General features: G+C 69.3%; 21 protein-coding genes. 5 read left to right on the forward strand and 16 right to left on the reverse strand.

Going from position 1 to position 24,464, the window contains the following annotated elements; genetic code table 11:
• Nucleotides 1-31 precede the first annotated feature (31 nt).
• The 9 genes from HD600_RS03045 to gabT all read right to left on the reverse strand — a co-directional run bounded on the left by HD600_RS03045 (nucleotide 32) and on the right by gabT (nucleotide 11,371).
• Nucleotides 32-922, reverse strand: a complete 891-nt coding sequence (locus HD600_RS03045; RefSeq protein WP_144792443.1) for an NAD(P)-dependent oxidoreductase — start codon at nucleotides 920-922, stop codon at nucleotides 32-34.
• 17 nt (nucleotides 923-939) lie between these two features.
• Nucleotides 940-2,343 (reverse strand): four-carbon acid sugar kinase family protein, encoded by a 1,404-nt coding sequence (locus HD600_RS03050; RefSeq protein ID WP_184281460.1) that lies wholly within the window; start codon nucleotides 2,341-2,343, stop codon nucleotides 940-942.
• A gap of 123 nt (nucleotides 2,344-2,466) precedes the next feature.
• The gene (locus HD600_RS03055; RefSeq protein WP_144792449.1) at nucleotides 2,467-3,174 is read right to left on the reverse strand and encodes a FadR/GntR family transcriptional regulator; all 708 of its coding nucleotides are present in this window, start codon (nucleotides 3,172-3,174) and stop codon (nucleotides 2,467-2,469) included.
• A gap of 31 nt (nucleotides 3,175-3,205) precedes the next feature.
• Complete coding sequence (locus HD600_RS03060; RefSeq protein WP_184281462.1) at nucleotides 3,206-4,567, reverse strand: NAD-dependent succinate-semialdehyde dehydrogenase; 1,362 nt, start codon at nucleotides 4,565-4,567, stop codon at nucleotides 3,206-3,208.
• A gap of 26 nt (nucleotides 4,568-4,593) precedes the next feature.
• A complete protein-coding gene (locus HD600_RS03065) occupies nucleotides 4,594-6,063 on the reverse strand; it encodes an NAD-dependent succinate-semialdehyde dehydrogenase (protein WP_144792455.1) in 1,470 nt (489 codons plus the stop codon).
• A gap of 34 nt (nucleotides 6,064-6,097) precedes the next feature.
• Nucleotides 6,098-7,660, reverse strand: a complete 1,563-nt coding sequence (locus HD600_RS03070) for an APC family permease (protein ID WP_144792458.1) — start codon at nucleotides 7,658-7,660, stop codon at nucleotides 6,098-6,100.
• Complete coding sequence (locus HD600_RS03075; RefSeq protein ID WP_184281464.1) at nucleotides 7,657-8,562, reverse strand: universal stress protein; 906 nt, start codon at nucleotides 8,560-8,562, stop codon at nucleotides 7,657-7,659. The genes HD600_RS03070 and HD600_RS03075 overlap by 4 nt, the downstream gene beginning before the upstream one ends.
• A complete protein-coding gene (locus tag HD600_RS03080) occupies nucleotides 8,559-9,917 on the reverse strand; it encodes a flavin monoamine oxidase family protein (protein ID WP_184281466.1) in 1,359 nt (452 codons plus the stop codon). The genes HD600_RS03075 and HD600_RS03080 overlap by 4 nt, the downstream gene beginning before the upstream one ends.
• Nucleotides 9,918-10,009: 92 nt before the next feature.
• Nucleotides 10,010-11,371 (reverse strand): 4-aminobutyrate--2-oxoglutarate transaminase, encoded by a 1,362-nt coding sequence (gene gabT, locus HD600_RS03085; protein ID WP_184281468.1) that lies wholly within the window; start codon nucleotides 11,369-11,371, stop codon nucleotides 10,010-10,012.
• Between the two features lie 102 nt (nucleotides 11,372-11,473).
• Between gabT and HD600_RS03090 the strand changes: the two genes are divergently transcribed.
• A complete protein-coding gene (locus HD600_RS03090) occupies nucleotides 11,474-12,973 on the forward strand; it encodes a PucR family transcriptional regulator (RefSeq protein WP_184281470.1) in 1,500 nt (499 codons plus the stop codon).
• An 18-nt stretch (nucleotides 12,974-12,991) separates the two neighbouring features.
• On the opposite strand, the gene HD600_RS03095 is transcribed toward HD600_RS03090, so the two are convergent.
• Nucleotides 12,992-13,855, reverse strand: a complete 864-nt coding sequence (locus HD600_RS03095) for a hypothetical protein (RefSeq protein WP_184281472.1) — start codon at nucleotides 13,853-13,855, stop codon at nucleotides 12,992-12,994.
• A gap of 59 nt (nucleotides 13,856-13,914) precedes the next feature.
• Nucleotides 13,915-15,366 carry a helix-turn-helix transcriptional regulator gene (locus HD600_RS03100; protein WP_144792476.1) on the reverse strand — a complete coding sequence of 484 codons (1,452 nt, stop codon included), beginning with the start codon at nucleotides 15,364-15,366 and terminating at the stop codon, nucleotides 13,915-13,917.
• A 124-nt stretch (nucleotides 15,367-15,490) separates the two neighbouring features.
• On the opposite strand from HD600_RS03100, the gene aceA reads away from it, so the two are divergent.
• Together aceA and aceB are read left to right on the forward strand one after the other, a co-directional pair.
• Nucleotides 15,491-16,807, forward strand: a complete 1,317-nt coding sequence (gene aceA / locus HD600_RS03105; protein WP_144792479.1) for an isocitrate lyase — start codon at nucleotides 15,491-15,493, stop codon at nucleotides 16,805-16,807.
• A gap of 25 nt (nucleotides 16,808-16,832) precedes the next feature.
• The gene (gene aceB / locus HD600_RS03110) at nucleotides 16,833-18,488 is read left to right on the forward strand and encodes a malate synthase A (RefSeq protein ID WP_184281473.1); all 1,656 of its coding nucleotides are present in this window, start codon (nucleotides 16,833-16,835) and stop codon (nucleotides 18,486-18,488) included.
• 66 nt (nucleotides 18,489-18,554) lie between these two features.
• On the opposite strand, the gene HD600_RS03115 is transcribed toward aceB, so the two are convergent.
• Nucleotides 18,555-20,282, reverse strand: a complete 1,728-nt coding sequence (locus tag HD600_RS03115) for an acyl-CoA dehydrogenase family protein (RefSeq protein ID WP_184281475.1) — start codon at nucleotides 20,280-20,282, stop codon at nucleotides 18,555-18,557.
• Nucleotides 20,283-20,398: 116 nt separating this feature from the next.
• Here HD600_RS03115 and HD600_RS03120 point away from each other — a divergent pair, with 116 nt between their 5' ends.
• Nucleotides 20,399-20,767, forward strand: coding sequence for a hypothetical protein (locus HD600_RS03120; RefSeq protein WP_184281477.1), 369 nt, complete (start codon nucleotides 20,399-20,401; stop codon nucleotides 20,765-20,767).
• 50 nt (nucleotides 20,768-20,817) lie between these two features.
• Entirely contained in the window at nucleotides 20,818-22,023 is a 1,206-nt protein-coding gene (locus HD600_RS03125; RefSeq protein WP_184281479.1) for an aminotransferase class I/II-fold pyridoxal phosphate-dependent enzyme, read from the forward strand.
• Nucleotides 22,024-22,051: 28 nt separating this feature from the next.
• Here the strand turns inward: HD600_RS03125 and HD600_RS03130 are convergent, their stop codons facing one another.
• From HD600_RS03130 to HD600_RS03145, 4 genes are read right to left on the reverse strand one after another with little or no spacing between them, the layout of a single operon-like run.
• Nucleotides 22,052-22,450: a VOC family protein gene (locus tag HD600_RS03130; protein WP_184281481.1), complete on the reverse strand. Its 399-nt coding sequence runs from the start codon at nucleotides 22,448-22,450 to the stop codon at nucleotides 22,052-22,054.
• Nucleotides 22,451-22,467: 17 nt separating this feature from the next.
• Nucleotides 22,468-23,604 (reverse strand): UDP-N-acetylmuramate dehydrogenase, encoded by a 1,137-nt coding sequence (locus tag HD600_RS03135; protein ID WP_184281483.1) that lies wholly within the window; start codon nucleotides 23,602-23,604, stop codon nucleotides 22,468-22,470.
• The gene (locus tag HD600_RS03140; RefSeq protein ID WP_184281485.1) at nucleotides 23,601-24,002 is read right to left on the reverse strand and encodes a MaoC/PaaZ C-terminal domain-containing protein; all 402 of its coding nucleotides are present in this window, start codon (nucleotides 24,000-24,002) and stop codon (nucleotides 23,601-23,603) included. The genes HD600_RS03135 and HD600_RS03140 overlap by 4 nt, the downstream gene beginning before the upstream one ends.
• Nucleotides 23,999-24,460 carry an FAS1-like dehydratase domain-containing protein gene (locus tag HD600_RS03145; protein WP_184281487.1) on the reverse strand — a complete coding sequence of 154 codons (462 nt, stop codon included), beginning with the start codon at nucleotides 24,458-24,460 and terminating at the stop codon, nucleotides 23,999-24,001. The genes HD600_RS03140 and HD600_RS03145 overlap by 4 nt, the downstream gene beginning before the upstream one ends.
• Between the last annotated feature and the right edge of the window lie 4 nt (nucleotides 24,461-24,464).

Below are 24,464 nucleotides of genomic sequence, written 5' to 3' on the forward strand. Positions count from 1 at the left end.
GGACGCGGGTACGTCCTGGTTGTCGTCGGGTTCAGGAAAGACGTTCGGGGGCGATGACGCGGATGACGGCGGAGTCGTCGTGCGCACCCAGGCCCTGGGCCTCGCCGAGCAGGAACAGCTGCTCGGCGGCATTCGCGACCGGAGTCGACAGGTGGGCGGCGCGGGCGGCGTCTCCGACGATGCCCATGTCCTTGACGAAGATGTCGAGGCGGCTGAGCACCTCGGCGCCGTCCTCGTCGTAGGCCTGCAGAGAACGCGGGCCGCGGTTGCCGAGCATGAACGAGTTGGCCGCTCCCGCGGTGAGCGCCTCGAGGGTCTTCTCCCGGTCGAGGCCGAGAGCGTCGGCGAGCGCCAGCGCCTCGGCGGCGGCGGCGATGTGCACGCCGCACAGCAGCTGGTTGACAGTCTTCAACGCCTGTCCGTCGCCGGGCTTGTCGCCGACGATGGACAGCGTCGAGGCGAGGTGCTCCAGCACGGGCCGCGCGACGTCGAGCGCCGCCGGGGCGGCGCCGACGACGATCAGGAGGTCGCCCTCGCCGGCACGGACGGGTCCGCCGGAGAGTGGGGCATCCACCAACTGCACACCGTGCTCGCCGAGCCGGGCGGCGATGTCACCGATGCCGTCGGTTCCCACGGTGCTGGTGAGGATGACCACCGCGCCGTCCTCGAGGTGCGAGGCGAGCCCGTTCTCGCCGAACAGCAAGTCGTTCAGCTGGCTTCCGGTGCGCACCGCGACGAGGATCGCCTGCGCACCGGCGACGGCAGCAGCGGCGGAGTCGGCGCCCTGGACGCCCTTGTCGGCGGCGAGGGCGACGCGCTCAGCGGCGATGTCGAAGCCGCGCGTCTCGAAGCGCTCGGCGAGGCGGGTGGCCATGGGCAGGCCCATGGCTCCCAATCCGATCACGGCGACAGTGGAGGTCATGATGGTCCTTTCGAATCTCAGTTGGCGTCTGCGAGGGTCGACACGACCCTGGCCAGCGAATCGGTGTCGCCGACGTTGCCGGCGAAGACGATGTAGGGAATGCCGACGGCAGGTCCGGTCTGCGGCTGCCACAGGGACACGATCCCGGGCAGCATCGGCCCGAGAACGGTCGCGCGGCGGATCTCCAGCGCCTCGCTGGCGACGTCGCTGGAGGTGATGCCCCCCTTGGCGATCACGAATCGAGGCGGCGAGATCGCCAGCACACGACGCACGAGCTCGACGACGCCGCTGGAGACCTTGCGCGCGATCTCGAGGCTTTCGTCGCCGTCGGCACCGGTGACGAGCTCACGCGTGGTGTGCACGATGACCGATCCGGAGGCGAGCATCTCGGCCACGGCGTTCGCCTGATCGTCCAGGTGCGTCTCACGACGCTCATCGATGAGCTGACGGACGTCGAGCTCGATCGTCGCGGTGTCGGGACGCCGGCGCCGCAGTTCCTCGAGCTGAGCCGTGGTCAGGGGCACGTGGCTGCCGACCACGACGAGACCGCCGCGGTCGTGGGCGAACGGGATGTCGGCGCCCGAGACCGGCCGTGCGATCTCCTGTCCGATGTGCGCACGCACGTACGGCGGGCCGACGCGCAGCAGGACGGGGCGCTCGCGAAGACGGTGCAGCGCAAGAGCGACCACGCGCATGTCGCTCTCGTCGACGACGTCGACGGCGACGACCGTGCCGGTCGGGAGGCCGGCGAGGAAATCGGCGACGGTGGTGACGCCGGAGCGGATGATGTCGACGGTGAGGGCGGCGACGGCATCGGCCGGGATGCGCCCCTCGGTCTTCTCGGCGACCCAATCGCGCAGGTCGGACGAGGCGAAGCCGAAGGTGGCGTCCTTCGCGAACGGGGTGTCCCCGACCGGGGTCGCCTCACCGTCGGTCACCCAGTAGTGCACGGAGTCGACCGTGATGCGGCCGGCGTCGGGGAAGGCGGGGACGAGGAGCGTGAGCTCAGGGGCGGCACCGCCGTGCGCGACGATCTCGGCAGAGAGCACGTCCGTCTCGAGCGGGAAGTGCCCGCGCAGGGTGGAATCCCCGCGCGAGACGAAGGTCACGTGGCGGCCTGCCTCTGCCGCAGCGGCGAGCGCGACGGCGACGACCTCGCGGTTGCGCTCCGCCGCAGTCCTCTCGTCGAGCGAGCGTGTGTTGGTGAGCACGTAGACGGCGGCGGCCCCGGTGGCGAACGCACCGGCGAGGTCCTCCTTCTCCCAACGGGTGAGAACAGGGAGATTCGCGACGGACTGGGTGCCGGTCGGGTCGTCGTCGAGGACGACGAGCACCCCCTGCGGGTCGAGCGATGCGCGGACCTCGGCGGCGGCGAGATCGACGGGGGCCGGGATGCCGGCGAGAAGCGCGTCGACGTGCATGCGAACTCCTTCGTTCAGAGGGGCTTTCGGACGGGATCGGCATTGTTATCCGATATCAGATAACGAGCGTACGCCGAGATCCGCGCTCTGGCAAAACGGCCCAGGCTCTCTGTCGTGACCCCGCTATTCGCCGAGGACGTAGTGCAGCAGATCGTCGCGGGTCTGCCGCATGTGACCCGCCATCGCCTCGCGCGCGGCCTCGGGAGAACGGGAGCGCATCGCCTCGAGCACGGCGGCGTGCTCGACCAGGGCATGTTCGCGGATCTCGAGCACGGCGCTGGTCTCACTGCGAGACGCCTGCAGCATGGTCGTGAGCGGGCGGACGGACGCGACGAGGATCCGGTTGTCGGCGGCGGCGAAGATCACGTCGTGGAAGGCGAGATCGGCGTCGACGAACCCCGGCACATCCCCGTTCGCGTGCGCCGTGCGCATCTGCTCGAGGAGCTCGGCGAGCCTCGCGATGTGCTCGTCGGTGCAGCGCGGAGCCGCAAGCTCGGCCGCACCCGTCTCGAACATGACGCGCATGTCGAGCAATTCGAGGGAGGACCGGCGCCGGGCACCGCCGCTGCGGGAGTACCGCACGACGGCCTCGAGCCCGGTCCACTCATCGACCGGGGCGACCCGATGCCTGCTGCCGGGCACCGGGACGATGACCCCCTGCGCCTGGAGCAGCCGCACGCCCTCCCGGAGTGTCAGTCGGGACACCCCGAGGAGGGCGGCGAGGTCGGCTTCTGCGGGGAGGGGCTCCCCCGCGACGACGCGCCCGGCGATGATCTCATCGAGAAGCCCGTCCACCACGGATTGTGTACGGGTCACTCGCTCGGACTTCATGCCTCCAACGCTAGCGTTCCTGTCTCCTCACTCAGGCGATGCGGATGAGCTTCTTGTTGACGAACTCATCCGCCGCGAGCAGACCCAGCTCGCGAGAGGTGCCGCTGCGCTTGACGCCGCCGAAGGGCAACTCGGGGCTGTCGGCGAGAACGAGGTTGACGTAGACCATCCCCGCCTCGATCCGGTCCGCGACCCGCTCCGCCTGGGCATCGTCGGTCGTGAAGACGTACGAGCCGAGACCGAACGGAGTACCGTTCGCGATGCGCAGCGCATCGTCCTCATCGGAGGCGCGGTAGACGACGGCGGCGGGGCCGAACAGCTCCTCGCGGTACACGTCCATGTCCTCCGTGACGTCCGCGAGGACGGTGGGCGCGAAGAAGGCACCATCGCGCGTGCCGCCGGTGAGGAGCGTCGCCCCCTGCTCCACTGCGCGATCGATCTGCTCCTGCAGACGTTCGGCCGCGGCGAGCGATGACAGCGGGCCGAGCACGGTCTCCTCCTGTGTCGGATCCTCAGCCGTCACCTCCGCCATCGCGGCGACGAACCGCTCGACGAACTCCTCGTACAGGTCGTCGATGATGATGAATCGCTTCGCGCCGTTGCAGGACTGCCCGTTGTTGTCCAGACGCGCATCGACGGCCGACTGCACGACGGCACCCAGATCGTCTGCCGAGAACACCAGGAACGGGTCCGAGCCGCCCAGTTCCAGCGCGACCTTCTTCAGGTGCCGGCCTGCGAGCTCGGCCACGGCCGCACCGGCGCGCTCGGACCCCGTCACCGAGACTCCGCGGACGCGAGGGTCGGCGATGATCGTCGCGGCCTGGTCGTTGCTGGCGTACACGTTGACGTATGCGCCGTCGGGGAGTCCCGCGTCGCTGTAGATGGCCTCGAGCATCGCGGAGGACTCCGGGCACTGCGGGGCGTGCTTGAGGATGATCGTGTTGCCGATCGCGAGGTTGGGCGCGGCGAAGCGGGCCACCTGGTAGGCGGGGAAGTTCCACGGCATGATCCCCAGCAGGGCGCCGAGCGGCGCACGGCGGACGACGGCGGAGCCGTCGCCGAGGATCGTCAGGGGCGTGTCGCCCGTGATGAGCTCGATGTTGTCGGCGTAGTAGTCGATGATGTCCGCGGCGAAGTCGACCTCCCCGACAGCGGCGGCGATGGGCTTGCCCATCTCCTTCACCATCACCGCGGCGAGCTCGTCGCGACGCTCGCGGTGGAGCTCCGCGATGCGGTGCACCACCTTGGCTCGCTCGCTCACCGGTGTCGCCGCCCAGACGGATGCTGCGGCATCCGCCCTCGTCACGGCATCCTCGATCTGCCCGTCGGTGAAGAGGTCGTAGGTGGCACTCGTCTCGCCAGTGGCGGGATTGGTCACGGCGTACTCGGTCATGTCAGTCCTTGTCTTCGTGCTGGCGGTCAGTTGGGGATGAGGGTGTACTTGGTGGAGAGGTATTCGTGGATCCCCTCGAGTCCGCCCTCTCGGCCGACGCCGGACTGCTTCACGCCTCCGAAGGGCGCTGCGGCGTTCGAGACGACCCCGACGTTCAGACCCATCATCCCCGTTTCGAGCGCGTCGATCATGCGGTGGCCGCGCGCGAGGTCCTCTGTGAAGACGTAGGAGACGAGTCCGTACTCGGTGTCGTTGGCCAGCCGCACGGCCTCCTCCTCGGTTTCGAAGGTCGCGATCGCCAGCACGGGGCCGAAGATCTCCTCGCGGAGGATGTCGCTGCCCTTCGCGACGTCGGAGATCACGGTGGGCTCGAAGAACGTGCCATCACCGTCGATCGCGCTGCCACCGGTCCGCAGCCGCGCACCGCGGTCGACGGCGTCCTTGACGAGCTCGGCGGCCTTGTCGACGGCATCCGAGTCGATCAGCGGGCCGATGGCGACGCCGTCCTCGGTGCCGCGCCCGATCTTCATCGCCGTGACGCGCTCGGTGACGCGGTCGGCGAACTCCTCGGCGACCGATGCGTGCACGATGAAGCGGTTCGCCGCGGTGCAGGCCTGGCCGATGTTGCGGAACTTCGCCGCCATCGCGCCCTCGACCGCCTTGTCGAGATCGGCGTCGTCGAACACGACGAACGGGGCGTTCCCGCCCAGCTCCATCGACACGCGCAGCACGCCGTCAGCAGCCTGCGCGATGAGCTTGCGCCCGACCTCGGTCGACCCGGTGAACGACAGCTTGCGAAGGCGCGAGTCGGCGATGATCGGCGCCGAGAGCTTCGACGACGAGGTCGTCTGCACGACGTTGACCACTCCGGCCGGCAGACCCGCCCGCTCGAGCAGCGTCGTGAAGAAGATCGTCGTCAGGGGCGTGAGTGCCGGGGGCTTGATCACCACGGTGCAACCGGCCGCGAGCGCGGGGGCGATCTTGCGCGTCGCCATCGCGAACGGGAAGTTCCACGGGGTGATGAAGAACGACGGGCCGACGGGGCGCTGCGAGACGATCATGCGCCCCGTGCCTTCCGGATTGCTGCCGTAGCGACCGGAGATCCGCACGGCCTCCTCGCTGAACCACCGGAGGAACTCCCCGCCGTAGACGACCTCGCCGCGTGCCTCGGCGAGGGGCTTGCCCATCTCGAGCGTCATCAGCAGCGCGAGGTCCTCCTTGTGCTCCTGCACGAGGTCGAACGCGCGCCGCAGGATCTCGCTGCGGGTGCGTGCCGGCGTCGCGGCCCACTCGTCCTGGGCGGCCACGGCGGCGTCGAGCGCCCTGACACCGTCCTCCGGCGTCGCGTCCGCGATGGTGCGGAGCACGGCGTTCGTGGCGGGGTCGTGCACGTCGAAGGTGCGTCCTCCGGTGGCCTCGACCCATTCGCCGCCGATGTACAGACCGGTGGGGATCGCGTCGAGCAGGGTCTTCTCGTCGGATGCGGTGATGCTCATGGTGCTCCTTCTGTGGGGTCTGTCGTGGGAGGTGTCAGGCTCCGCGCGCGGGGGCCTCTGTGCCGAGGGTCTCGCCGCGGAAGAACGCAGGGCGCCTCATCGCCTGCCAGATCATCACGATGATGCCGAGGACGATGATCACCATGCCGAGGATGAACACGATTCCCAGGCCGCCGATCTGCGCTCCGCTCCCGTATGCCGGGTCCATCGAGTCGATCAGCGTCGTGACGAACAGGATCGCCAGGATGATGCCGCCCACCAGCGGGAACAGGAACGTGAAGAACACGTTGCGGGTCGAGGCGAACCACTGCTTGCGGAAGTACCAGACGCAGGCGAACGCCGTGATGCCGTAGTAGAAGCAGATCATCATGCCGAGCGTGAGGATCGTGTCCCACAGCGTGTTCTCGCTGACCACGCGCATCACGGCGTAGAAGGCGGAGGCGACGATCGCGGACACGATCGTCGCGTACCCGGGCGTGAAGAAGCGAGGGTTGACCTTGCCGTATGCCGGCGGGAGGGCGCCGTAGTGCCCCATCGCGAGAAGCGTGCGGGCGGGACCGACGAACGTCGACTGCAGCGACGACGCCGAGCTGGTGAGCACCGCGAGCGAGACGAGGAACGCGAGCGGTCCGAGGATCGGCCCAGAGAGGTGGAAGAAGACGTTCTCCTGGATGTCCTCGTTGCCCAGGCCCAGCTCACCGGTTCCGACGCCGGCGAACATGATCATCGCGATCGCGAGCAGCAGGTACAGCGAGACGATCGTGAGCACCGTGACGGTCGCGGCGCGACCCGGTGTGCGCTCAGGGTCCTTGGTCTCCTCGTTCATCGTCAAGGTGACGTCCCAGCCCCAGAAGATGAAGATCGACAGCGACAGACCGGCCGCGAAGGCGCTGAAGGTCGGCACGGCGAACGGGTTGAACCAGTTCAGGTCGAAGGGCTGCGGGTCGAAGCCCCCACCGGACACCGCCTGCGCGATCGCGGCGACGGCGAAACCGACGAGCACGAGCACCTGGAAGCCCACGAGCCAGTACTGCAGCTTCTGGGTCGTCTTCATGTCGCGGTAGGAGATCCACGTCGCCGCGAGCATGAACAGCAGGCAGACGACGATGTTGATGCCCGTGTTGGCGGCGAGTGAGGCGATCTCGGTGTTGCCGGTGACCTGCGAGATCAACAGGAACAGGAAATCGACGGCGACACCGGCGAGATTGGACAGCACGAGGATCGTGGCCACGACGAGCCCCCACCCCGCCATCCACCCGATCCACGGACCGAAGGCGCGGGTCGCCCAGGTGAAGGAGGTGCCGGAGTCCGGCATCCGGTTGTTGAGCTCGCGGTAGCCGAACGCCACCAGCAGCATCGGCAGGAAGCCGACGAGGATGATCGCGGGGATCTGCGATCCGACGACGGATGCCACGGGGCCGACGGCCGCCGTGAAGGTGTAGGCCGGGGCGATGCACGAGATGCCGATGACGACCGCACCGACGAGTCCGACGGTGCCCGCGCTCAGGCCCTTGCGCGAGATGCCGCCGGTGACGGCGGCATCGGGGGTGCCCGCCGCTCCTGCGTCGGGCCCCGTTGCCCGAGGTGTGCTGCTCATGCCTGGTCTCCTTCTGTGGAGATGTCGGTGGCGCGGGTGCGCGGAACGACGATCATGGGGACGGGGAGCTCGTGCAGCATCTTCGCTGCCGTCGATCCCAAGAACAGCCGACGAGGCTGTGCGAGACGGCTGGATCCGACGAGGACGATCTCGCCGTCCTGCCAGGGGAGGTGCGCGACGGCGTCCTCCACACTGTCTCCGGAGGCGCGCTCGACCTCCGCCGTGACACCCGCCGGCAGGGATGCCTTCGCCTGAGAGAGCACATCATCACCGTGCACGTTGCGCACGAGCGTGATCGCCCCGGTGTCGAGGCCGGGCGGGACGTCGAAGGGGACGAGCGAGATGAGCCGCAGCGCCCCTCCGCTCGCGGCGGCGAGGCTCGCCGCCTCCTCGAGGAGCACGTCGGCACCCGGTCGAGTGCCGACGGCCGCCGTCACGCGCGAGATCGGGGTGTCGATCCGGGTGTGCGTCGCGGAACCGGCCGGCGCGAGCGCCACCGGGATGGTCGACGAGTGCAGGAGTTCGGATGCCACGGAGCCGAGCCGATGGCGGCCGAAGGTCGAGCCGTTCGCCGCGCCGACGACGATGAGGCGGGCGCCGAACTCCTCGCCCGCGGCGATGAGGCCGGCGGCGAAGGACTCCTCGAAGCGGACATGTCCGCTTCGGGTGATGTCCTGGGGCACCTGCGAGAGTGCGTCGCGCAGCCACGCCTTCGCCTGCGAGCGGATGTGGTCCTCGTAGGCCCGCTCCGGCGGGACGGCGGCGTTGCGCGTGCCCTCCGAGGGGAGCACGATGACCAGGTGCAGGCTCATGCCGAGCCCGCGGGCGAGGCGCGCGCCGAGGGCGAGCGCGTCCGCCCCGGCCTGCGTCGCCGTGTAGCCGACGACGATCGAGCCGATCATGACCGGCTCGCTTCGACGATGGACGCCGCGGCGAGCCGCCCCATCCGGATCGCGCCGTCGACGTGCTGGTAGCCGGCTCCTGCCATGTCGCTGCAGGCGAAGTGGATCGGTCCGACCGCGGCGCGCAGATCGGGCCCGTAGCGGTGCAGACCGCCCATGTCGAAGCTCGCGGCGTAGGCGCCGCGGGTCCACTCCTCACTGCCCCAGTCGCTCTCGTAGTAGACGATCGGGTTCTTCGCCTCTTCGCCGTAGTAGTGCGAGAGCGATTCGAGGATGCGCTCCTTGCGCTCGTCGGCGCTGAGCTCGAACACGCCGTCCGCGTTGGCATCCGAGACGAATCCGACGAGTGTGCCCCGTTCGTCGCCGTGGTTGCTGTTGTCGTAGGCCTCGTGCGAGAGCTCGTACGGGCTGAACGCGGTGCCCGAGAGTCCCTTGTCCCGCCAGAACGGCGTCTCGTACACGGCGTGCACCTTGATGACGAAGCCCATCGACAGGTGCTGGTGCAACTGGTGCTGTCTGCGCGGGAGCGCCGGGACGAAACTGATCCGGTTGTAGAGCACCGGGGCGTGGGCGAGGATCGCGAAGCGCGCGCGGACGGTCAGGTCGTCGGTCGTCGCCGTCACTCCCCCGTCGCCCCATTCGATCGTGCGCACCGGCTGGTTCAGGTGCACGTCGTCTCCGAGGCGCTCCGCGAGGAGCAGCGGAACCTGCTGCAGGCCGCCGACGACGCGCTTGTCGAGGATGAAGTCGGCATCGACGAGGTTCGAGTACGAGCCGGCCGATGCGGCCATCAGCAGCGACTGCAGCAGCGAGAACGTGTGCGTGGGCTTCGTCAGCATCGCAGAGCCCGTCGCGAACGCGAGATTGCGGACGGCCTCGTCGTCGTCGGTCTGCTCGCGAAGCCATGCGTCCCACGTGATGGCGTCCCACTCCGCGGCGTCGGGGTGCTCCCACGGCCGGTCGGGGTCGATCTCGGACACCATCCGGTCGAGACGCTCCGTCACCTCGGCGATCACGCGCTCGGTCTCCGGCGACACCGGGAACATCTCGCCGGTGAAGCGGTGCGCGACGCCGTCAGGGCCGACGTAGACGTTGTCGCCCTCGCGGTAGCGGCTGAAGGTCTCGAGACCCAGTTCCGCGACGGTGTCGATGAGCGCGTCCTGGTCGGGCGACACCCACTGGCCGCCGATCTCCAGCATCGCCCCGTCGATGACGTCGGTCCACAGGCGACCGCCGACGCGGTCGCGTGCTTCCAGCACGGCCACGGAGAGGCCGGCCTTGCGCAGTTCGTTGGCGGCGGTGAGTCCGGCGGCTCCTGCGCCGACGATCACTACGTCGCGGGTGATCTCAACCATTCACACAACTCCTTCGTCCATGAACTCTGCGGGGTTCTCGTACAGCACCGGTCGCGCCCCGACATCCCCCGACACGAGGCGCGACCGACGTCTCAGGCTGCCGCCAGCGCGGCGGCGACGACGTCCAGGCCCTCGCCCAGCAGGTCGTCGCCGATCGACAGCGGCGGCAGGAAGCGGATGACGTTGCCGTAGGTGCCGCAGGTGAGGACGATGACGCCCTCCGCGATGCACGCCTTGGCGACGGCCGCCGTCAGCGCGGCATCCGGGGCGTTCGTCTCCGGGTCGACGAACTCGGCGGCGATCATGGCACCGTGACCGCGGATGTCCCCGATGCGCGGGTCCGACGCCTGCATGGCGGACAGACGGCTCGTGAGGATCTCGCCGATCTGCTGTGCGCGCTCGACGAGGCCTTCGTTCTCGAAGACGTCGATCGCCGCGAGCGCGGCCGCGCAGGCGACGGGGTTCCCGCCGTACGTGCCGCCGAGGCCGCCGGCGTGCGAGGCGTCCATGATCTCGGCGCGGCCGGTGACGGCGGCGAGCGGAAGCCCGGCGGCGATGCCCTTCGCGGTGGTGATGAGGTCCGGCTCGATGCCGAAGATCTCGCTCGCGAACATCGCACCGGTGCGGGCGAAGCCGGTCTGCACCTCGTCGGCGATGAAGACGACGCCGTTCTCGCGGCACCAGTCGACGATCGCGTTGAGGTATCCGTCCGCCGGCACGATGAACCCGCCCTCGCCCTGGATCGGCTCGACGATGACCGCGGCGAGGTTGTCCGCACCGACCTGCTTCTCGAGCTGGAGGATCGTGCGGGCGGCAGCCTCCGCGCCGCTGAGTCCGTCGCGGAAGGGGTAGGACATCGGTGCGCGGTACACCTCGGGGGCGAAGGGGCCGAAGCCGCTCTTGTACGGCATCGACTTCGCGGTGAGCGCCATCGTGAGGTTCGTGCGGCCGTGGTAGCCGTGGTCGAAGGCGACGACGGCCTGCCTGCCGGTGTGCTTGCGCGCGATCTTGATCGCGTTCTCGACGGCCTCGGCGCCGGAGTTGAACAGGGCGCTCTTCTTCGCGAACGAGCCCGGTGTGAGGCGGTTGAGCGCCTCCGCGACCTCGATGTACGAGGAGTAGGGCGAGATCATGAAGCAGGTGTGGGTGAACTGCGCCGTCTGGGCGGCGACGGCCTCGACCACCTTGGGGTGCGCATTGCCGACGCTCGTCACGGCGATACCAGAGCCGAGGTCGATGAGCGAATTGCCGTCGGCGTCGACGACGACACCACCACCGGCGGCGACGGCGGCCACCGGGACCGTGTGCCCGACGCCGGCGGGAACGGCCTCCGCCTTACGAGCGAGGATCTCGGCCGAACGGGGGCCGGGGAGCGCGGTGACCAGGCGCCGCTCCTGCGGGAGCGAGGGTCCGCCGAGGGGGGTTGCGTCTGTGGTGGCATCGAGGAGGGTCATGTGGGCGAGCGTACGAGGCTCCAGACCCGGATGCATTCGCCGGAGCGTACAATTCAAAGAAACTTTTCGCCAACATGGCGAAACCCACGGATCGAGCCCTTCATGATCGACGCTCCCACGCTGCGCACCCTGTTGCGCCGATCCGACCTCGCGCTGTCGCTGGTGACACCGGAGGACCCCGACCTTCTCGATCGCCCGCTGCGCTGGGTGCACAGCTCCGACCTCGCCGATCCCACACCGTTCCTCACGGAGGATCTCGTCCTGCTCACGACGGGCACGCAGTTCCGCGATGAGGATCCGGTCGCCGCGCGCGCGTACGTCCGACGGCTCTCCGAACGGGGCGTCGCCGGCCTGGGTTTCGGCACCGAGGTGTACCGCGCCGGCATCCCGGCGGAGCTCGTCGCGGCCTGCGCCGATGCGAGGATGCCCCTGTTCGAGGTGCCGTACCGCACCCCGTTCATCGCGATCGCCCGGGCGCACGCGGAGGCGATCGCCGCACAGGCGTACGCGCGGCGCACCTGGGCTCTCGATGCCCAACGAGCGATCGCGATCGCCGCTCTCCGGCCGCGCGGTCTGGAGTCGATCCTCAGCGAACTGGCCCGCAGGCTCGACGTCTGGGTCGGGCTCTTCGATGCGACCGGCGCCCTCGCACACCAGCATCCCCAGGCGGCACTCGACGATGAGGCGCGTGGCGAGCTCGCCGCGCACGCCGGTGACCTCGTCGCCCGCGGCGCCCAGGCCACGCAGTCGTTCACCGTGGGGACGCAGCCGTTCCTGCTCTTCACACTCGGACGAGGCGGGAGCCTGCGCGGGGTGATCGCCCTGGCCACCGGCACTCTCGATGCGGAGTCCCGCGCGGTGGTCACATCGGTCATCGCGATGGCGGGGCTCGCCCGCGAGCAGAGCGAGCAACTCGGACGCCGTACGGCGCGCCTGAACCGACAGGTGCTCGAATCACTCCTGCTCGACGATCCGACCCTCGCCCGTCGCGTGCTCGGTGCCGTGCCGGCGGCCCCGATCGTCGTGGCGGTCGCGGAGGCCGATGCACCGGCCGAAGCCATCATCGAGTGGTGCGAACGACGCCGCACGAACGACGCGATCGCATTCTTCGCCGCCGAGCACCGCGCGGGTCTCACCCTGTGCGTCTCGGCGAAGCACGAGGACCTCGTCGCGGACGCCGCGGTGCGTTTCGCGGTCCGCTGGGGCGTCTCGGAGGCCGACGGGTATTCGACGTTCTCCCGGTTGCACGATCAGGCCCGGCGTGCGCTCGCCCGAGGGACCTCTCCCGTCTCCCGATACGGCGACGCGGCGAGCGCGAGCATGATCGGCGCGCTGGCCACCGACGAAGCGCGTCTGGTCGCCGAATCGCGCCTCGCGCCGGTACGTCGTCACGACGAGGCGAACGGCACCGACCTCGAGCGTTCGTTGCGCGTGTGGCTGGAACACGATGCAACACTCGACGCGGCCGCTGCGGTCCTCGGCGTCCATCGCCACACGGTGCGCAGCCGTGTGGCCCAGGCATCCGCGCTGCTCGGTCTCGACCTGTCGACGTTCACGGCACGCGCCGAACTCTGGGTCGCCCTGTCGACGCTGAGCGATTGAGCACAGACCGGGGCTCGGTCAGTTCTGCCGTGTCGCCGATTCATCCGTGTCGGCAGCAGCGCTCGACCGCGCGAACATCACTCGGAGGCACCCAGCCGCCATGAGCGCGACGCCGATCACGACGAACACGACGCCGAAGAGCCATACCGTGTCCTCCCAGAAGAAGTACCCGTACGACACATCCTCCAGCAGACGCGCGACGCCATCCGGGAACTCCGCGATGCTGCCACCACGGCCGAAGTTCCACAGGGCGATCCCCAGCACCGTGGCACCGAGACCGACGAACACGAACGCGGCGGTGTAGTCCCTCTGACCGACCGGAACCTTCTCCAGATGCGAGCCGGACGCGACGACGGCGGGCGCACGCAACGAGATGACGGGAAAGACGATGACGAGCGACACACCGAGGGCGATGCACCCGCCGAGCATGTAGCCCGCGAACGGCACGAGCCCCAGCTGCGACCCGATCCCCTCATCCCACCAGTAGTGGAAGTCGTTGTTGGCCGCCTGCGACCGCGCGATCTCGTCACGGACGCCGGGGAAGGCGACGGCGACGGCCTGCACGATGCCGATGGGCACCGCGACGAAGAGGGGGGCGATGAGACAGGCCGAGACGAACCGCAGCAGCAGCGGGATCAGCGAGTCCAGCCGTCGCCAGGTCATCTGCAGGATGCACCAGCCGGCGAACACGCCGGGCACGATGATGGGGAGAGTCCCCCAGAACCGGTCACCGTCGGCATCGGACAACGAGTCGAAGACACCCCACACACCGAGGGCGACGCACACGAGCGCGATGACGAGGTTCCCCCCGCGCGGCAGCGAGCGGATCTCCTCCCGCCACAGCCGGATGTCCTCTTTCGCGGCAGCACTCTCGTCGATCATCCTCGACCCTCCCCCTCGCGACCCGGCCAAGGATAGCGTGGCGGGTTCGCCGGCCGCGGTCAGCGCGGCGCGTGGGCGTCGAGGAACTCGTACACGTCGGTGGTGTCCACTCCGGGGAACGACCCCGTCGGCAACGTGGCCAGCAGCGTCCGTGGAGTCTTCACGTTCGGCCAGGAGTTCTCCCGCCAGCGCTCCTCGAGCTCGGCGGGCGCCCGACGGCAGCACACCTCGACGGAGTGCTTGGACACACCGCGGTGCGGGGTGTCCCGACCGACGAACCACTTCGTGTCGTCGAACCGCACCCCGACGCTCACCGAGTGCAGCCCTTCGCTGGATGCCTCGACCCTGGCGGTGCACCAGTACGTGCCGTTGCCGGTGTCGGTGTACTGGAAGTACGGGTTGAACCGGTCGTCCTCCTCGAACACCACCCGACTCGTCCAGCGCCGGCAGCACATCTGGCCCTCGATCGCGCCGAGCCGGTCGGTGGGGAAGTTCACGTCATCGTTCTCGTAGGCCTTCGTGATGGTGCCCGACTCATGGACCTTGAGGAAGTGCACGGGGATGTCGAGGTGGCGGGTGGCGAGATTGGTGAACCGGTGCGCGGCTGTCTCGTACGACACGGAGTACGTGTCGCGCAGATCCTCGATCGACACCGCCCTGCGGGACTTCGCGTCCCTCAGGGCGGGCACCACGTGCGCCTCGGGGATCAGCAGAGCGCCGGTGAGGTAGTTCGTCTCGACGCGCTGCCGGAGGAACTCCGCGTAGCTGCGGGGCTCGGAGTGTCCGAGGATGCGGCTGGAGAGCGCCTGCAGCACGGCCGTGCGCGCATCCCCCTTGGCGGGGATGCTGCTGGAGAGGTACAGGCGCCCGTTGGCGAGATCGGCGACGCTGCGCGTGGTCTGCGGCAGGTCGGGGGCGTAGTGCAGCGTGAACCCGAGATATGCCGCGATCTCGGATGCCGTGCGCTGAGTGAGCGGTCCACCGGGGTGCCTCACGGCGGCCAGGATCTCTGCGGCGCGTGCCTCGAGGTCGGGGAAGTGATTGTCCTGGCTGCGCATGAGGTGCCGCAGCTCCACGTTGGCCCTGCGCGCCTCCTCGGGCGTGGCCGCGCGCTCGTCCTCCAGCCGTTCGATCTCGCCGTGGAGGGCGAGAAGGGCCCGCAGCGCCTCGGTGGGAACGGTCTTCGCGATTCGGAACGGATCGATGCCGAGCGCCTGGAAGGTCTGGCCCTTCATCGCGCGCTCCAGCGCGATCTCCAGCGCGCTGCGTTCATCGAGGGGCTCCCCCTCGAGCAGCGCGTCGATGCTGACCCCGAGTGCCCTGGCGATCGCCTGCAGCTGCGACAGCTTCGGCTCGCGCTTGCCCGTCTCGATCATCGAGAGCTGACTCGGCGCGCGATCGACGGCGGCGGCGAGCGCGTCGAGGGTCAGCCCGCGCGCTGTGCGCAGCTGCCGGATGCGCCGCCCGATCGTGAGGGCGTCGGTGTCTTCTGTCTGATCGACGGTGGCCATGGGCCGATTCTGTCACGAAAGCAGAAGTTTTGCCGTTCTTCACCCCTGAAATGGTCAGATCCTCGGTTGAACTTCACGCAGAGTGGTGTCACGCCCACTCAGCCAGACTCACCGAGGAGACACCATGACGATTCACGCCACGCCCGGTCAGCCGCCCCTCCGCGCCGGGGACCAGACGCAGACCGCCGCCGAACTGCAGGAGATCTGGGACACCGACCCCCGCTGGGACGGCATCGAGCGCACCTACACCGCAGAGGACGTCATCCGGATCCGCGGTTCCGTCCGCGAGGAGTCCACGCTCGCCCTCCGCGGCGCCGAGAACCTGTGGAACCTCCTGCACACCGAGGAGTACGTCCGCGCGCTCGGCGCCTACACCGGCGGACAGGCCGTGCAGCAGGTGCGCGCCGGCCTCAAGGCCATCTACCTCTCCGGCTGGCAGGTCGCCGCCGACGGCAACCTCGCGGGGCAGACCTACCCCGACCAGTCGCTGTACCCGGCCAACTCCGTACCCGCCGTCGTCCGGCGGATCAACAACGCCCTCATCCGGCAGGATCAGCTCGAGCACGCGGAGGGCGAGACGACGCAGGACTGGCTCGCACCGATCGTCGCCGACGCCGAGGCGGGATTCGGCGGGCCACTGAACGCCTATGAGCTCGCCTCTTCGCTGATCCAGTCCGGTGCCGCCGGAATCCACTGGGAGGACCAGCTCGCCAGCGAGAAGAAGTGCGGACATCTCGGCGGCAAGGTGCTCGTCCCCACCCAGCAGCACATCCGCACCTTGAACGCCGCGCGGCTGGCCGCCGACGTCGCAGGCGTCCCGACGGTGATCATCGCCAGGACGGACGCCCTCGCCGCCGACCTGCTCACCAGCGACGTCGACGAGCGCGACCAGGCGTTCACGACCGGCGAGCGCACCACCGAGGGTTTCTATCGCATCCGCCCCGGCATCGAGTCGGTCATCAGCCGAGGACTCGCATTCGCGCCGTACGCCGATCTGCTGTGGGTGGAGACAGGCGAACCGGACATCGAGCTCGCGCGGGAGTTCGCCACGGCGATCCACGCGCAGTTCCCCGGCAAGCTGCTCGCCTACAACTGCTCGCCCAGCTTCAACTGGAAGCGGCACCTCTCGGACGCCGAGATCGCCACGTTCCAGCAGGAGCTCGCCGACCTCGGTTACAAGTTCCAGTTCATCACCCTCGCCGGGTTCCACGCCCTCAACCACTCCATGTTCGACCTCGCCCGCGGTTACGCCGAGCGCGCCATGAGCGCCTACGTCGAGCTGCAGGAAGCCGAGTTCGCCGCCGAGGCCGACGGCTACACCGCCACCAAGCACCAGCGCGAGGCGGGTACCGGCTACTTCGACGTCATCTCCACCGCGCTCAACCCCGACAGCGCCACGCTCGCACTCGCCGGCTCCACAGAGGCCGCCCAGTTCCACTAGGCCACCATCACAAAGGATTCCGATCATGACCACCCCCATCGCTCCGCCGACCACCGCCCCGACGCAGACGATCCAGCAGGGACCGTCCCTCGCCGTCACCGGGCCGATGCGCCCCCGATTCGACGAGATCCTCACCCCGGACGCGCTCGCGTTCCTCACCGAGCTGCACCACCGCTTCGCCAACCGCCGGCACGACCGGCTCGCCGACCGGATGCGGCGACGCTTCGAGATCGGCAGCGGGCGTGATCCGCAGTTCCGAGACGACACGAGGCACATCCGCGAGGACGTCGACTGGCGGGTCGCCGGAGCCGGCCCCGGCCTCGAGGATCGGCGGGTGGAGATCACCGGTCCGACCGACCGGAAGATGACGATCAACGCACTGAACTCGGGCGCGAGGGTCTGGCTCGCCGACCAGGAGGACGCGACGAGCCCCACCTGGGGCAACGTCATCGGCGGACAGCTCTCGCTGCGCGACGCGATCCGCGGCGAGCTGCGCTTCACCTCCCCGGAGGGCAAGACCTACGAGGTGACCGCGGAGCGCACTCCGACCATCGTCATGCGACCCCGCGGCTGGCACCTGGTGGAGAAGCACGTGACGTTCGTCGACCGGACCGGGCGAAGCATGGCGGCCTCCGGCTCCCTCGTCGACTTCGGCCTGTACTTCTTCCACAACGCTCAGGAGCTGATCGACGGCGGCCGCGGTCCCTACTTCTACATCGCCAAGCTGGAGTCCAGCGAGGAGGCGAAGTTGTGGGACGACGTCTTCACGTTCGCGGAGGAGTACCTCGGCATCCCGCACGGCACCATCCGGGCGACGGTGCTCATCGAGACGCTGCCCGCCGCCTTCGAGATGGATGAGATCCTCTACGAGCTGCGCGACCACTGTGCCGGCCTCAACGCCGGCCGCTGGGACTACATCTTCTCGATCATCAAGAACTACCGCGGCCGCGGTGCACGGTTCGTCCTCCCCGACCGCAGCGAGATAACCATGACCGTGCCGTTCATGCGGGCGTACACCGAGCTTCTCGTGCAGACGTGCCACAAGCGCGACGCCTTCGCGATCGGCGGCATGAGCGCCTTCATCCCGAACCGTCGGGACCCCGAGGTGACGGCCGCGGCCATCGAGAAGGTCTCGGCGGACAAGAAGCGTGAGGCGAACGACGGCTTCGACGGCACGTGGGTCGCGCACCCCGACCTCATCCCCGCGGCGCGCGCCGAGTTCGAGGCCGTGCTCGGCGACCGTCCGAACCAGGTCGACCGGCAGCGCGACGACGTGGACGTCCGCGCCGAGGACCTGCTCGATCTGCGCATCGGTCGACCGATCACCGCGCAGGGCGTGCGGGACAACGTCTCGGTGGCGATCCGGTACATCGAGGCATGGCTTCGGGGGCTCGGCGCCGTCGCGATCGACAACCTCATGGAGGATGCCGCGACAGCCGAGATCAGCCGATCGCAGGTGTGGCAGTGGATCCACCAGGACCGCACGACCGAGGACGGCACGCGCATCACCCCCGAGTACATCGAAGGGTTGATCTCGGACGTGCTGGCCGGGGCGACGCGCAGTGCGGACGACCGCTTCGACGACGCGGCCGACGTCTTCCGCGAGGTCGCTCTCGGTACGGAGTTCCCCGCATTCCTCACCCTGTCGGCGTACTCGAGGTTCCTCGTCGAGGAGGCGTGACACCGAGGAAGGGGGCGGATGCTGCGGCATCCGCCCCCTTCCTCCATGCGTGACGCGACCGACGGATCAGACGATCTCGCCCGCTGCCACCGTCTCGGCGAGCGCGTGCACGCGGGAGAGGTGGTGCGCTCCGTAGAAGTCCGCGTCGGTGAGGCGTGCGGCGTCCTCATCGGCTGCCGCTGCGTGGGCACTGACCGCGACGACGGCGAGCGCGTGCATCCAGCCGCCGGCGAGGATGCCGAGGAGCATGAGGTACGGCACACTGACGGCGTATGCGTCCCGCGGCGCGTCGGCGAATCCCTGCAGGGCATCGGTCGCGCGGCGTGCGGCACCGACGGCACGTCCGAGTCGCTCCGCCGTGCGGGCGGCGACCTCGCCCTCGCTGTCCTGCAGGGCGCGCACGGTCTCATCGATGTCGTCGAAGAGCCGGGAGACCGTCACTCCCCCGTCGCGAAGGACCTTGCGTCCGACGAGGTCGTTGGACTGGATCGCCGTCGTGCCCTCGTAGATCGGCACGATCCGCGCGTCGCGGTAGTGCTGCGCCGCTCCGGTCTCCTCGATGAAACCCATCCCGCCGAAGACCTGGATGCCGTCGCTCGTGACGCCCAGCGCCTCCTCGCTCGCCCACCCCTTGAGGATCGGCACGAACAGTTCCGCCATCCGCAGGACGTCCGCGTCCCCCTCGGCGCGGTCGAAGAGGTCGCCGACGAACACGGAGAGCGCGCGCATCGCGAAGATCCTGCTGGACATCGAGCGCAGGATCCGTCGGACGTCGGGGTGCTCGGCGATCGTCGCGCCCGCCGGCCGGTCCAGCACCCGCCCCTGCAGACGGTCGGCCGCGTAGGCCGCCGCCCCCTGGTAGGCGCGCTCGGAGATGCCCGCGGCCTGGTGCCCCATCCCCACGCGTGCGGAGTTCATCATGACGAACATCCCGGCCAGGCCTCCGTGCAGTTCGCCGACGAGGTAGCCGGTGGCGTCCTCGTACGACAGCACACAGGTCGGGCTGCCGTGGATGCCGAGCTTGTGCTCGATCGCGACCGTCTCGATCCGGTTGCGATCCCCCAGCGTCCCGTCGGCGTTCACGAGCGTGCGGGGGGCGACGAACAGCGACAGCCCCCTCGCCCCTTCCGGCGCATCCGGTGTCCTGGCGAGGACGAGGTGGACGATGTTGTCGGCGACGTCGTGGTCGCCCCAGGTGATGAAGATCTTCTGACCGCTGATCGACCACGACCCGTCGTCGCGCGGCGTGGCCGTCGTGCGGATCGCGCCGAGGTCGGTCCCCGCCTCGGGCTCGGTGAGGTTCATCGTCCCCGTCCACTCGCCACTGACGAGCTTCGTGAGATACGTCTCGCGAAGCTCGTCGGAGGCGGCGGCGTCGAGCGCGTGGATCGCACCGGCGCCGAGCATCCAGCACAGCGCGAACGCCGCGTTCGAGGCGTTCCAGATCTCGCCGAGCCCTGCGCCGACGGACTGCGGCAGGCCGTCGCCACCTGCGGACTCCGGAGCGGTCGCCGACACCCACCCGGCGTCCACCAGCGCGCGGTACGCGTCGGCGAAACCGTCCGGAAGGCGGACGACACCGTCCTCGAGCCGCGCCCCGACCCGGTCCCCGGCCTGGTCCAGCGGCGCGAGCACCTCCGCGGCGAACTCGCCGGCGCCGGCGATGATCTCGACCGCATCGTCCGCGCTGAGCGCGCCCCCGGAGGCGGATGCGACGATGTCGCGGCCGAACGCCTCCCGGTAGAGGAAGGCGTAATCCGCGACGGGCGGCACGAAGGGGGTTCCAGCTGACATGCGGCACTCCTGACCTGTGAGACTGAGAGCCAGTGTAACTGAAACTGAGTATCACAACCAGAGCGCCTGTGGACAACGGGCGCGCGGCCTGACCGAGATCGGTAACGTGCCCAGGCATGAAGGATGCCGCGCCCCGCACAGAGCGTCCGCCCTCCGCCCGCGAGGAGGCCGCGACGACGCTGGCCGCCGTCTCCGCGATCGCGCTGGCTCCGGTGACGGCGGCCGTCGCCGTCGGCGCTCTCTTCACTCACCGCATCAGCGAAGGCACCGTCATCCTGATGGCCGGATTCGTGACGCTCGCCTTCGCCGTCGGATGGTGGGTGGTGGCCGCGATGATCCTCATCGGCATCGCACTCCACCTGGGGCGGGCATGGAGCAGGTGGCAGATCATCTGGACGACGATCGCGGTGGCGATGTTCGCAGTGACGGCGATCTCGCACCTCCTTCTCGGCGGCGTGCTCTGGCCCCTCATGGACTTCTGGTGACCGGCGCCTCCCGCTTACGACGGTCTGCGCACCCGGGTACCATCTGAGGTGTGACCGATCGCGCTCCTCTCTCTCGCAAGCTGTCCGCCATCGCCGAGTCGGCGACCCTCAAGGTCGACGCCAAGGCCAAGGCATTGAAGGCCGAGGGCAAGCCCGTCATCTCCTACGCTGCCGGCGAGCCCGACTTCGCCACGCCGCAGTTCATCGTCGACGCGGCAGCCGAGGCGATGAAGGACCCGGCGAACTTCCGCTACACCCCTGCGCCCGGCCTTCCCGCCCTCCGGGAGGCGATCGCCGCCAAGACGCTGCGCGACTCCGGGCTCGAAGTCGCCCCGTCGCAGGTGATCGTGACCAACGGCGGCAAGCAGTCGGTGTATCAGGCGTTCCAGGCTGTCGTGAACCCCGGTGACGAGGTGCTGCTGCCCGCTCCGTATTGGACGACCTATCCCGAGGCGATCCGCCTCGCCGACGGCATGCCCGTCGAGGTCTTCGCCGGCGCCGACCAGGACTACAAGGTCACCGTCGAGCAGCTCGAGGCGGCCCGCACCGAGCGGACGACCGTCCTCGTGTTCGTGTCGCCGTCGAACCCGACCGGGTCCGTCTACACGGCAGAGGAGACCAGGGCGATCGGCGAGTGGGCCGTCGAGCATGGCATCTGGATCGTCTCGGACGAGATCTACCAGAACCTCACGTACGAGGGCCTGAAGGCCACATCGATCGTCGAGGCCGTCCCCGAGGCCGCAGGGCAGACCATCCTCGTCAACGGCGTCGCGAAGACCTACGCCATGACGGGCTGGCGCGTCGGCTGGATGGTGGGCCCGACGGACGCCATCAAGGTCGCCGCCAACCTGCAGTCGCACCTGACGAGCAACGTCAACAACATCGCGCAGCGCGGTGCGATCGCCGCCCTGAACGGTCCGCAGACGGAGGCCGAGCAGTTCCGCGAGGCGTTCGACCGCCGCCGGCGGACGATCGTCGCCGAGCTGTCGAAGATCGACGGCGTGCGCGTCCCCAACCCGCTCGGGGCGTTCTACGTGTACCCCGACGTGCAGGGACTGTTGAACCGCTCGTGGGGAGGAGTGACCCCGACGACGTCGCTCGAGCTCGCCGATCTCATCCTCGAACAGGCCGAGGTCGCTGTCGTACCCGGTGAGGCGTTCGGTCCCTCGGGCTACCTGCGCCTCTCCTACGCGCTGGGCGATGACCAGCTGCTCGAGGGTGTGCAGCGCCTGCAGAGACTGTTCTCGTCGAACTGACGCGGACCGCCCGCAGCGGGCGCGCCGATCAGCTCTGCGAGTGGCCGATCAGCCAACGGATGCCGTAGCGGTCTGCGACCTGCCCGTCGGTGTCGCCCCACGGCCGCTCCTGCAGCGGATCGATGATCATGCCGCCCTCCGCCAGTGCGGCGAACCACGCCTGCAGCGTCTGCGGGTCGGCGGCGCCCAGCAGGGAGAACGAGACGCCCACCATGTGGACGGCATCCTCATCTCCTGCGGCGTCGGAGGCGAACAGCTGCACCGGACCGCTCAGCGCACCGTGGGCGATCGCGTCGGCCGGTCCGTCCGTGCGGCCGAACTGCTCGTACGAGAACAGCTCGAGCGTGCCGCCGAAGACGTCACGGTAGAAGGTCAGGGCCTCGGCCGCGTTGCCGGGGAAGGACAGGTAGGGGACGAGTCCGCTCATCCCGCGAGTGTAGCCTGCTACAGCTCCACGCCCACGAGGACGGGCTCCGGCTGGAGCAGGAGCCCGAACTCCGCGTGCACACGCACCTGGATGTAGCGCGCGAGCTCTGCGAGCTCCGCGGCGGTGGCCTGGCCGCGGTTGGTGAGGGCCAGCGCATGCTTGGTCGAGATGCCGGCACGCGAACGCGGGAGACGGAAGCCCTTCGTGATCCCGGCGTTCTCGATCAGCCACGCGGCGCTGACCTTGACGTCCCGTCGCACCGGCGATGCGGCGGGCACGTATCCGTCGAAGACCTCGAGCGGGATGACCGTCGCCGCATCGAGGTCGGGCTCGACTGGCCATCGAGGACATTCCGGCGGCAGCTGCGCCGCCACCGTCTCCGGGACGATGAGGTTCTGGAAGAACGACCCGGCGCTGCACGTGTCGGGATCGTCGGCGTCCAGCAGCATCCCCTTCGCCGCGCGGATGGCGAGGATCTGCTCGCGCACCCTGGCGAGCGGGACGGGCGCATCGTCGGTGAGGCCGAGCGCTCGGCGCAGCTGTTCGCCGCCGATCGCACGACCCTCCTCGCCGACTTCGGCGAGGTCGAGCGTCACGGAGAGGATCACGGCACGGCGGTCCGGCGCTCCGCCGTAATGGTGCTTGAGGACCGACGTGCGGAACCCGAGCGCCAGCTCGGATGCCGGCACCACCGAGACGTCACCGGTCGACTCGTCGATGAGCTCGACCTCGACGAGCGTCTCCTGGATCTCCTGTCCATAGGCGCCGACGTTCTGCACCGGGGCGGCGCCGACCGTGCCGGGGATGCCGCTCATGGCCTCGATGCCCGCGAGGCCATGCTCCACGGTGTAGGCGACGAGGTCGTCCCAGTCCTGCCCAGCTTGCACCTTCAGCCGCGCTCGTCCCTCGTGCGGGGACGGGAGGCGCTCGATGCCCTTCGTGAGGATCCGCACGACCGTGCCGTCGAACGGCTCATCACCGACGAAGAGGTTCGACCCTCCGCCGAGGACGAACCACTCCTCCATGCCGGCCCAGACCTCGCGCAACGCGTCGATGAGCTCATCGGTGGTCCGCGCTTCGATCATCCGCTCTGGAGCCGCGCCGGTGCGGAGGGTCGTGAGCTCCGCGAGCGGGATCGGGGTGACCTGGGTCATCGGACGGCGACGCGCAACTGCGCCTTGACGAGCACGGTCGCACCGGCGTGCGTGACGGTGAGATCGATCCGCGCCGAGGTGTCGTCGACCGCGCCGACCTTCGCGACGACGGAGACGTCGGCGCCGTCGTGCGGATCGACCACGACGGGACGCGTGAAGCGCACGCCGTAGTCGATGATGTCTGCGGTGTCGCCGAGTGCGGCGACGACGACGGAGGACGCGATGCCCATGGTCAGCATCCCGTGCGCGAGGACCCCGGGAAGACCGACGGATGCCGCGACGTCGTCCCGGTAGTGGATGGGGTTGAAGTCGCCCGAGGCTCCGGCGTAGCGGACGAGCGACTCCCGCGTGAGGTGAACGGTGCGCTCGGCGATGATCTCTCCGACGGTGAAGCTCATGCGGCGTCCTCGTTCTCTTCAGATCCGACAAGGAGCACACTGGTGGCCGTCACCACGTGGGCGCCGTCTGCGTCGGTGATCTCGGCCTCGCTGGTGATCATGGCGTTGCCGGCCATCATGCGGATGCCGGTGACCTTCAGCCGTCCGGTGAGTTCGTCGCCGGCGACGATGGGCTTCGAGTAGGAGAACCGCTGCTCTGCGTGGATGGTGCGCGACAGTTCGATGCCGGAGTCGGGCTCGCTGAGCAGCTGCTGCAACGTGAGGTCCTGGATGACCATCGCGAAGGTGGGCGGAGCGACGACATCTGCGTAGCCGAGCGCCCGTGCGGCATCGACGTCCGTGTGGAGCGGGGCATCGGCGAAGACGGCACGGGCGAACTCGCGCACCTTCTCACGTCCGACGAGATACGGCGGGGTCGGCGGGAACTCCCGGCCGATGAGTTCGGAATTCACAGACACTTGA

Source organism: Microbacterium ginsengiterrae, from assembly GCF_014205075.1.
GTDB classification, from domain to species: Bacteria; Actinomycetota; Actinomycetes; order Actinomycetales; family Microbacteriaceae; genus Microbacterium; species Microbacterium ginsengiterrae.

Coding starts and splice junctions, on each gene's coding strand:
- HD600_RS03075 (WP_184281464.1), bottom strand. CDS start 8,562: ATGATCGGCTCGATCGTCGTCGGCTACACGGCGACGCAGGCCGGGGCG.
- HD600_RS03095 (WP_184281472.1), bottom strand. CDS start 13,855: ATGATCGACGAGAGTGCTGCCGCGAAAGAGGACATCCGGCTGTGGCGG.
- aceB (WP_184281473.1), top strand. CDS start 16,833: ATGACCACCCCCATCGCTCCGCCGACCACCGCCCCGACGCAGACGATC.
- HD600_RS03055 (WP_144792449.1), bottom strand. CDS start 3,174: ATGAAGTCCGAGCGAGTGACCCGTACACAATCCGTGGTGGACGGGCTT.
- HD600_RS03045 (WP_144792443.1), bottom strand. CDS start 922: ATGACCTCCACTGTCGCCGTGATCGGATTGGGAGCCATGGGCCTGCCC.
- HD600_RS03070 (WP_144792458.1), bottom strand. CDS start 7,660: ATGAGCAGCACACCTCGGGCAACGGGGCCCGACGCAGGAGCGGCGGGC.
- HD600_RS03130 (WP_184281481.1), bottom strand. CDS start 22,450: ATGAGCGGACTCGTCCCCTACCTGTCCTTCCCCGGCAACGCGGCCGAG.
- HD600_RS03090 (WP_184281470.1), top strand. CDS start 11,474: ATGATCGACGCTCCCACGCTGCGCACCCTGTTGCGCCGATCCGACCTC.
- HD600_RS03115 (WP_184281475.1), bottom strand. CDS start 20,282: ATGTCAGCTGGAACCCCCTTCGTGCCGCCCGTCGCGGATTACGCCTTC.
- HD600_RS03140 (WP_184281485.1), bottom strand. CDS start 24,002: ATGAGCTTCACCGTCGGAGAGATCATCGCCGAGCGCACCGTTCACCTC.
- HD600_RS03060 (WP_184281462.1), bottom strand. CDS start 4,567: ATGACCGAGTACGCCGTGACCAATCCCGCCACTGGCGAGACGAGTGCC.
- HD600_RS03065 (WP_144792455.1), bottom strand. CDS start 6,063: ATGAGCATCACCGCATCCGACGAGAAGACCCTGCTCGACGCGATCCCC.
- HD600_RS03050 (WP_184281460.1), bottom strand. CDS start 2,343: ATGCACGTCGACGCGCTTCTCGCCGGCATCCCGGCCCCCGTCGATCTC.
- HD600_RS03135 (WP_184281483.1), bottom strand. CDS start 23,604: ATGACCCAGGTCACCCCGATCCCGCTCGCGGAGCTCACGACCCTCCGC.
- gabT (WP_184281468.1), bottom strand. CDS start 11,371: ATGACCCTCCTCGATGCCACCACAGACGCAACCCCCCTCGGCGGACCC.
- HD600_RS03100 (WP_144792476.1), bottom strand. CDS start 15,366: ATGGCCACCGTCGATCAGACAGAAGACACCGACGCCCTCACGATCGGG.
- HD600_RS03120 (WP_184281477.1), top strand. CDS start 20,399: ATGAAGGATGCCGCGCCCCGCACAGAGCGTCCGCCCTCCGCCCGCGAG.
- HD600_RS03080 (WP_184281466.1), bottom strand. CDS start 9,917: ATGGTTGAGATCACCCGCGACGTAGTGATCGTCGGCGCAGGAGCCGCC.
- aceA (WP_144792479.1), top strand. CDS start 15,491: ATGACGATTCACGCCACGCCCGGTCAGCCGCCCCTCCGCGCCGGGGAC.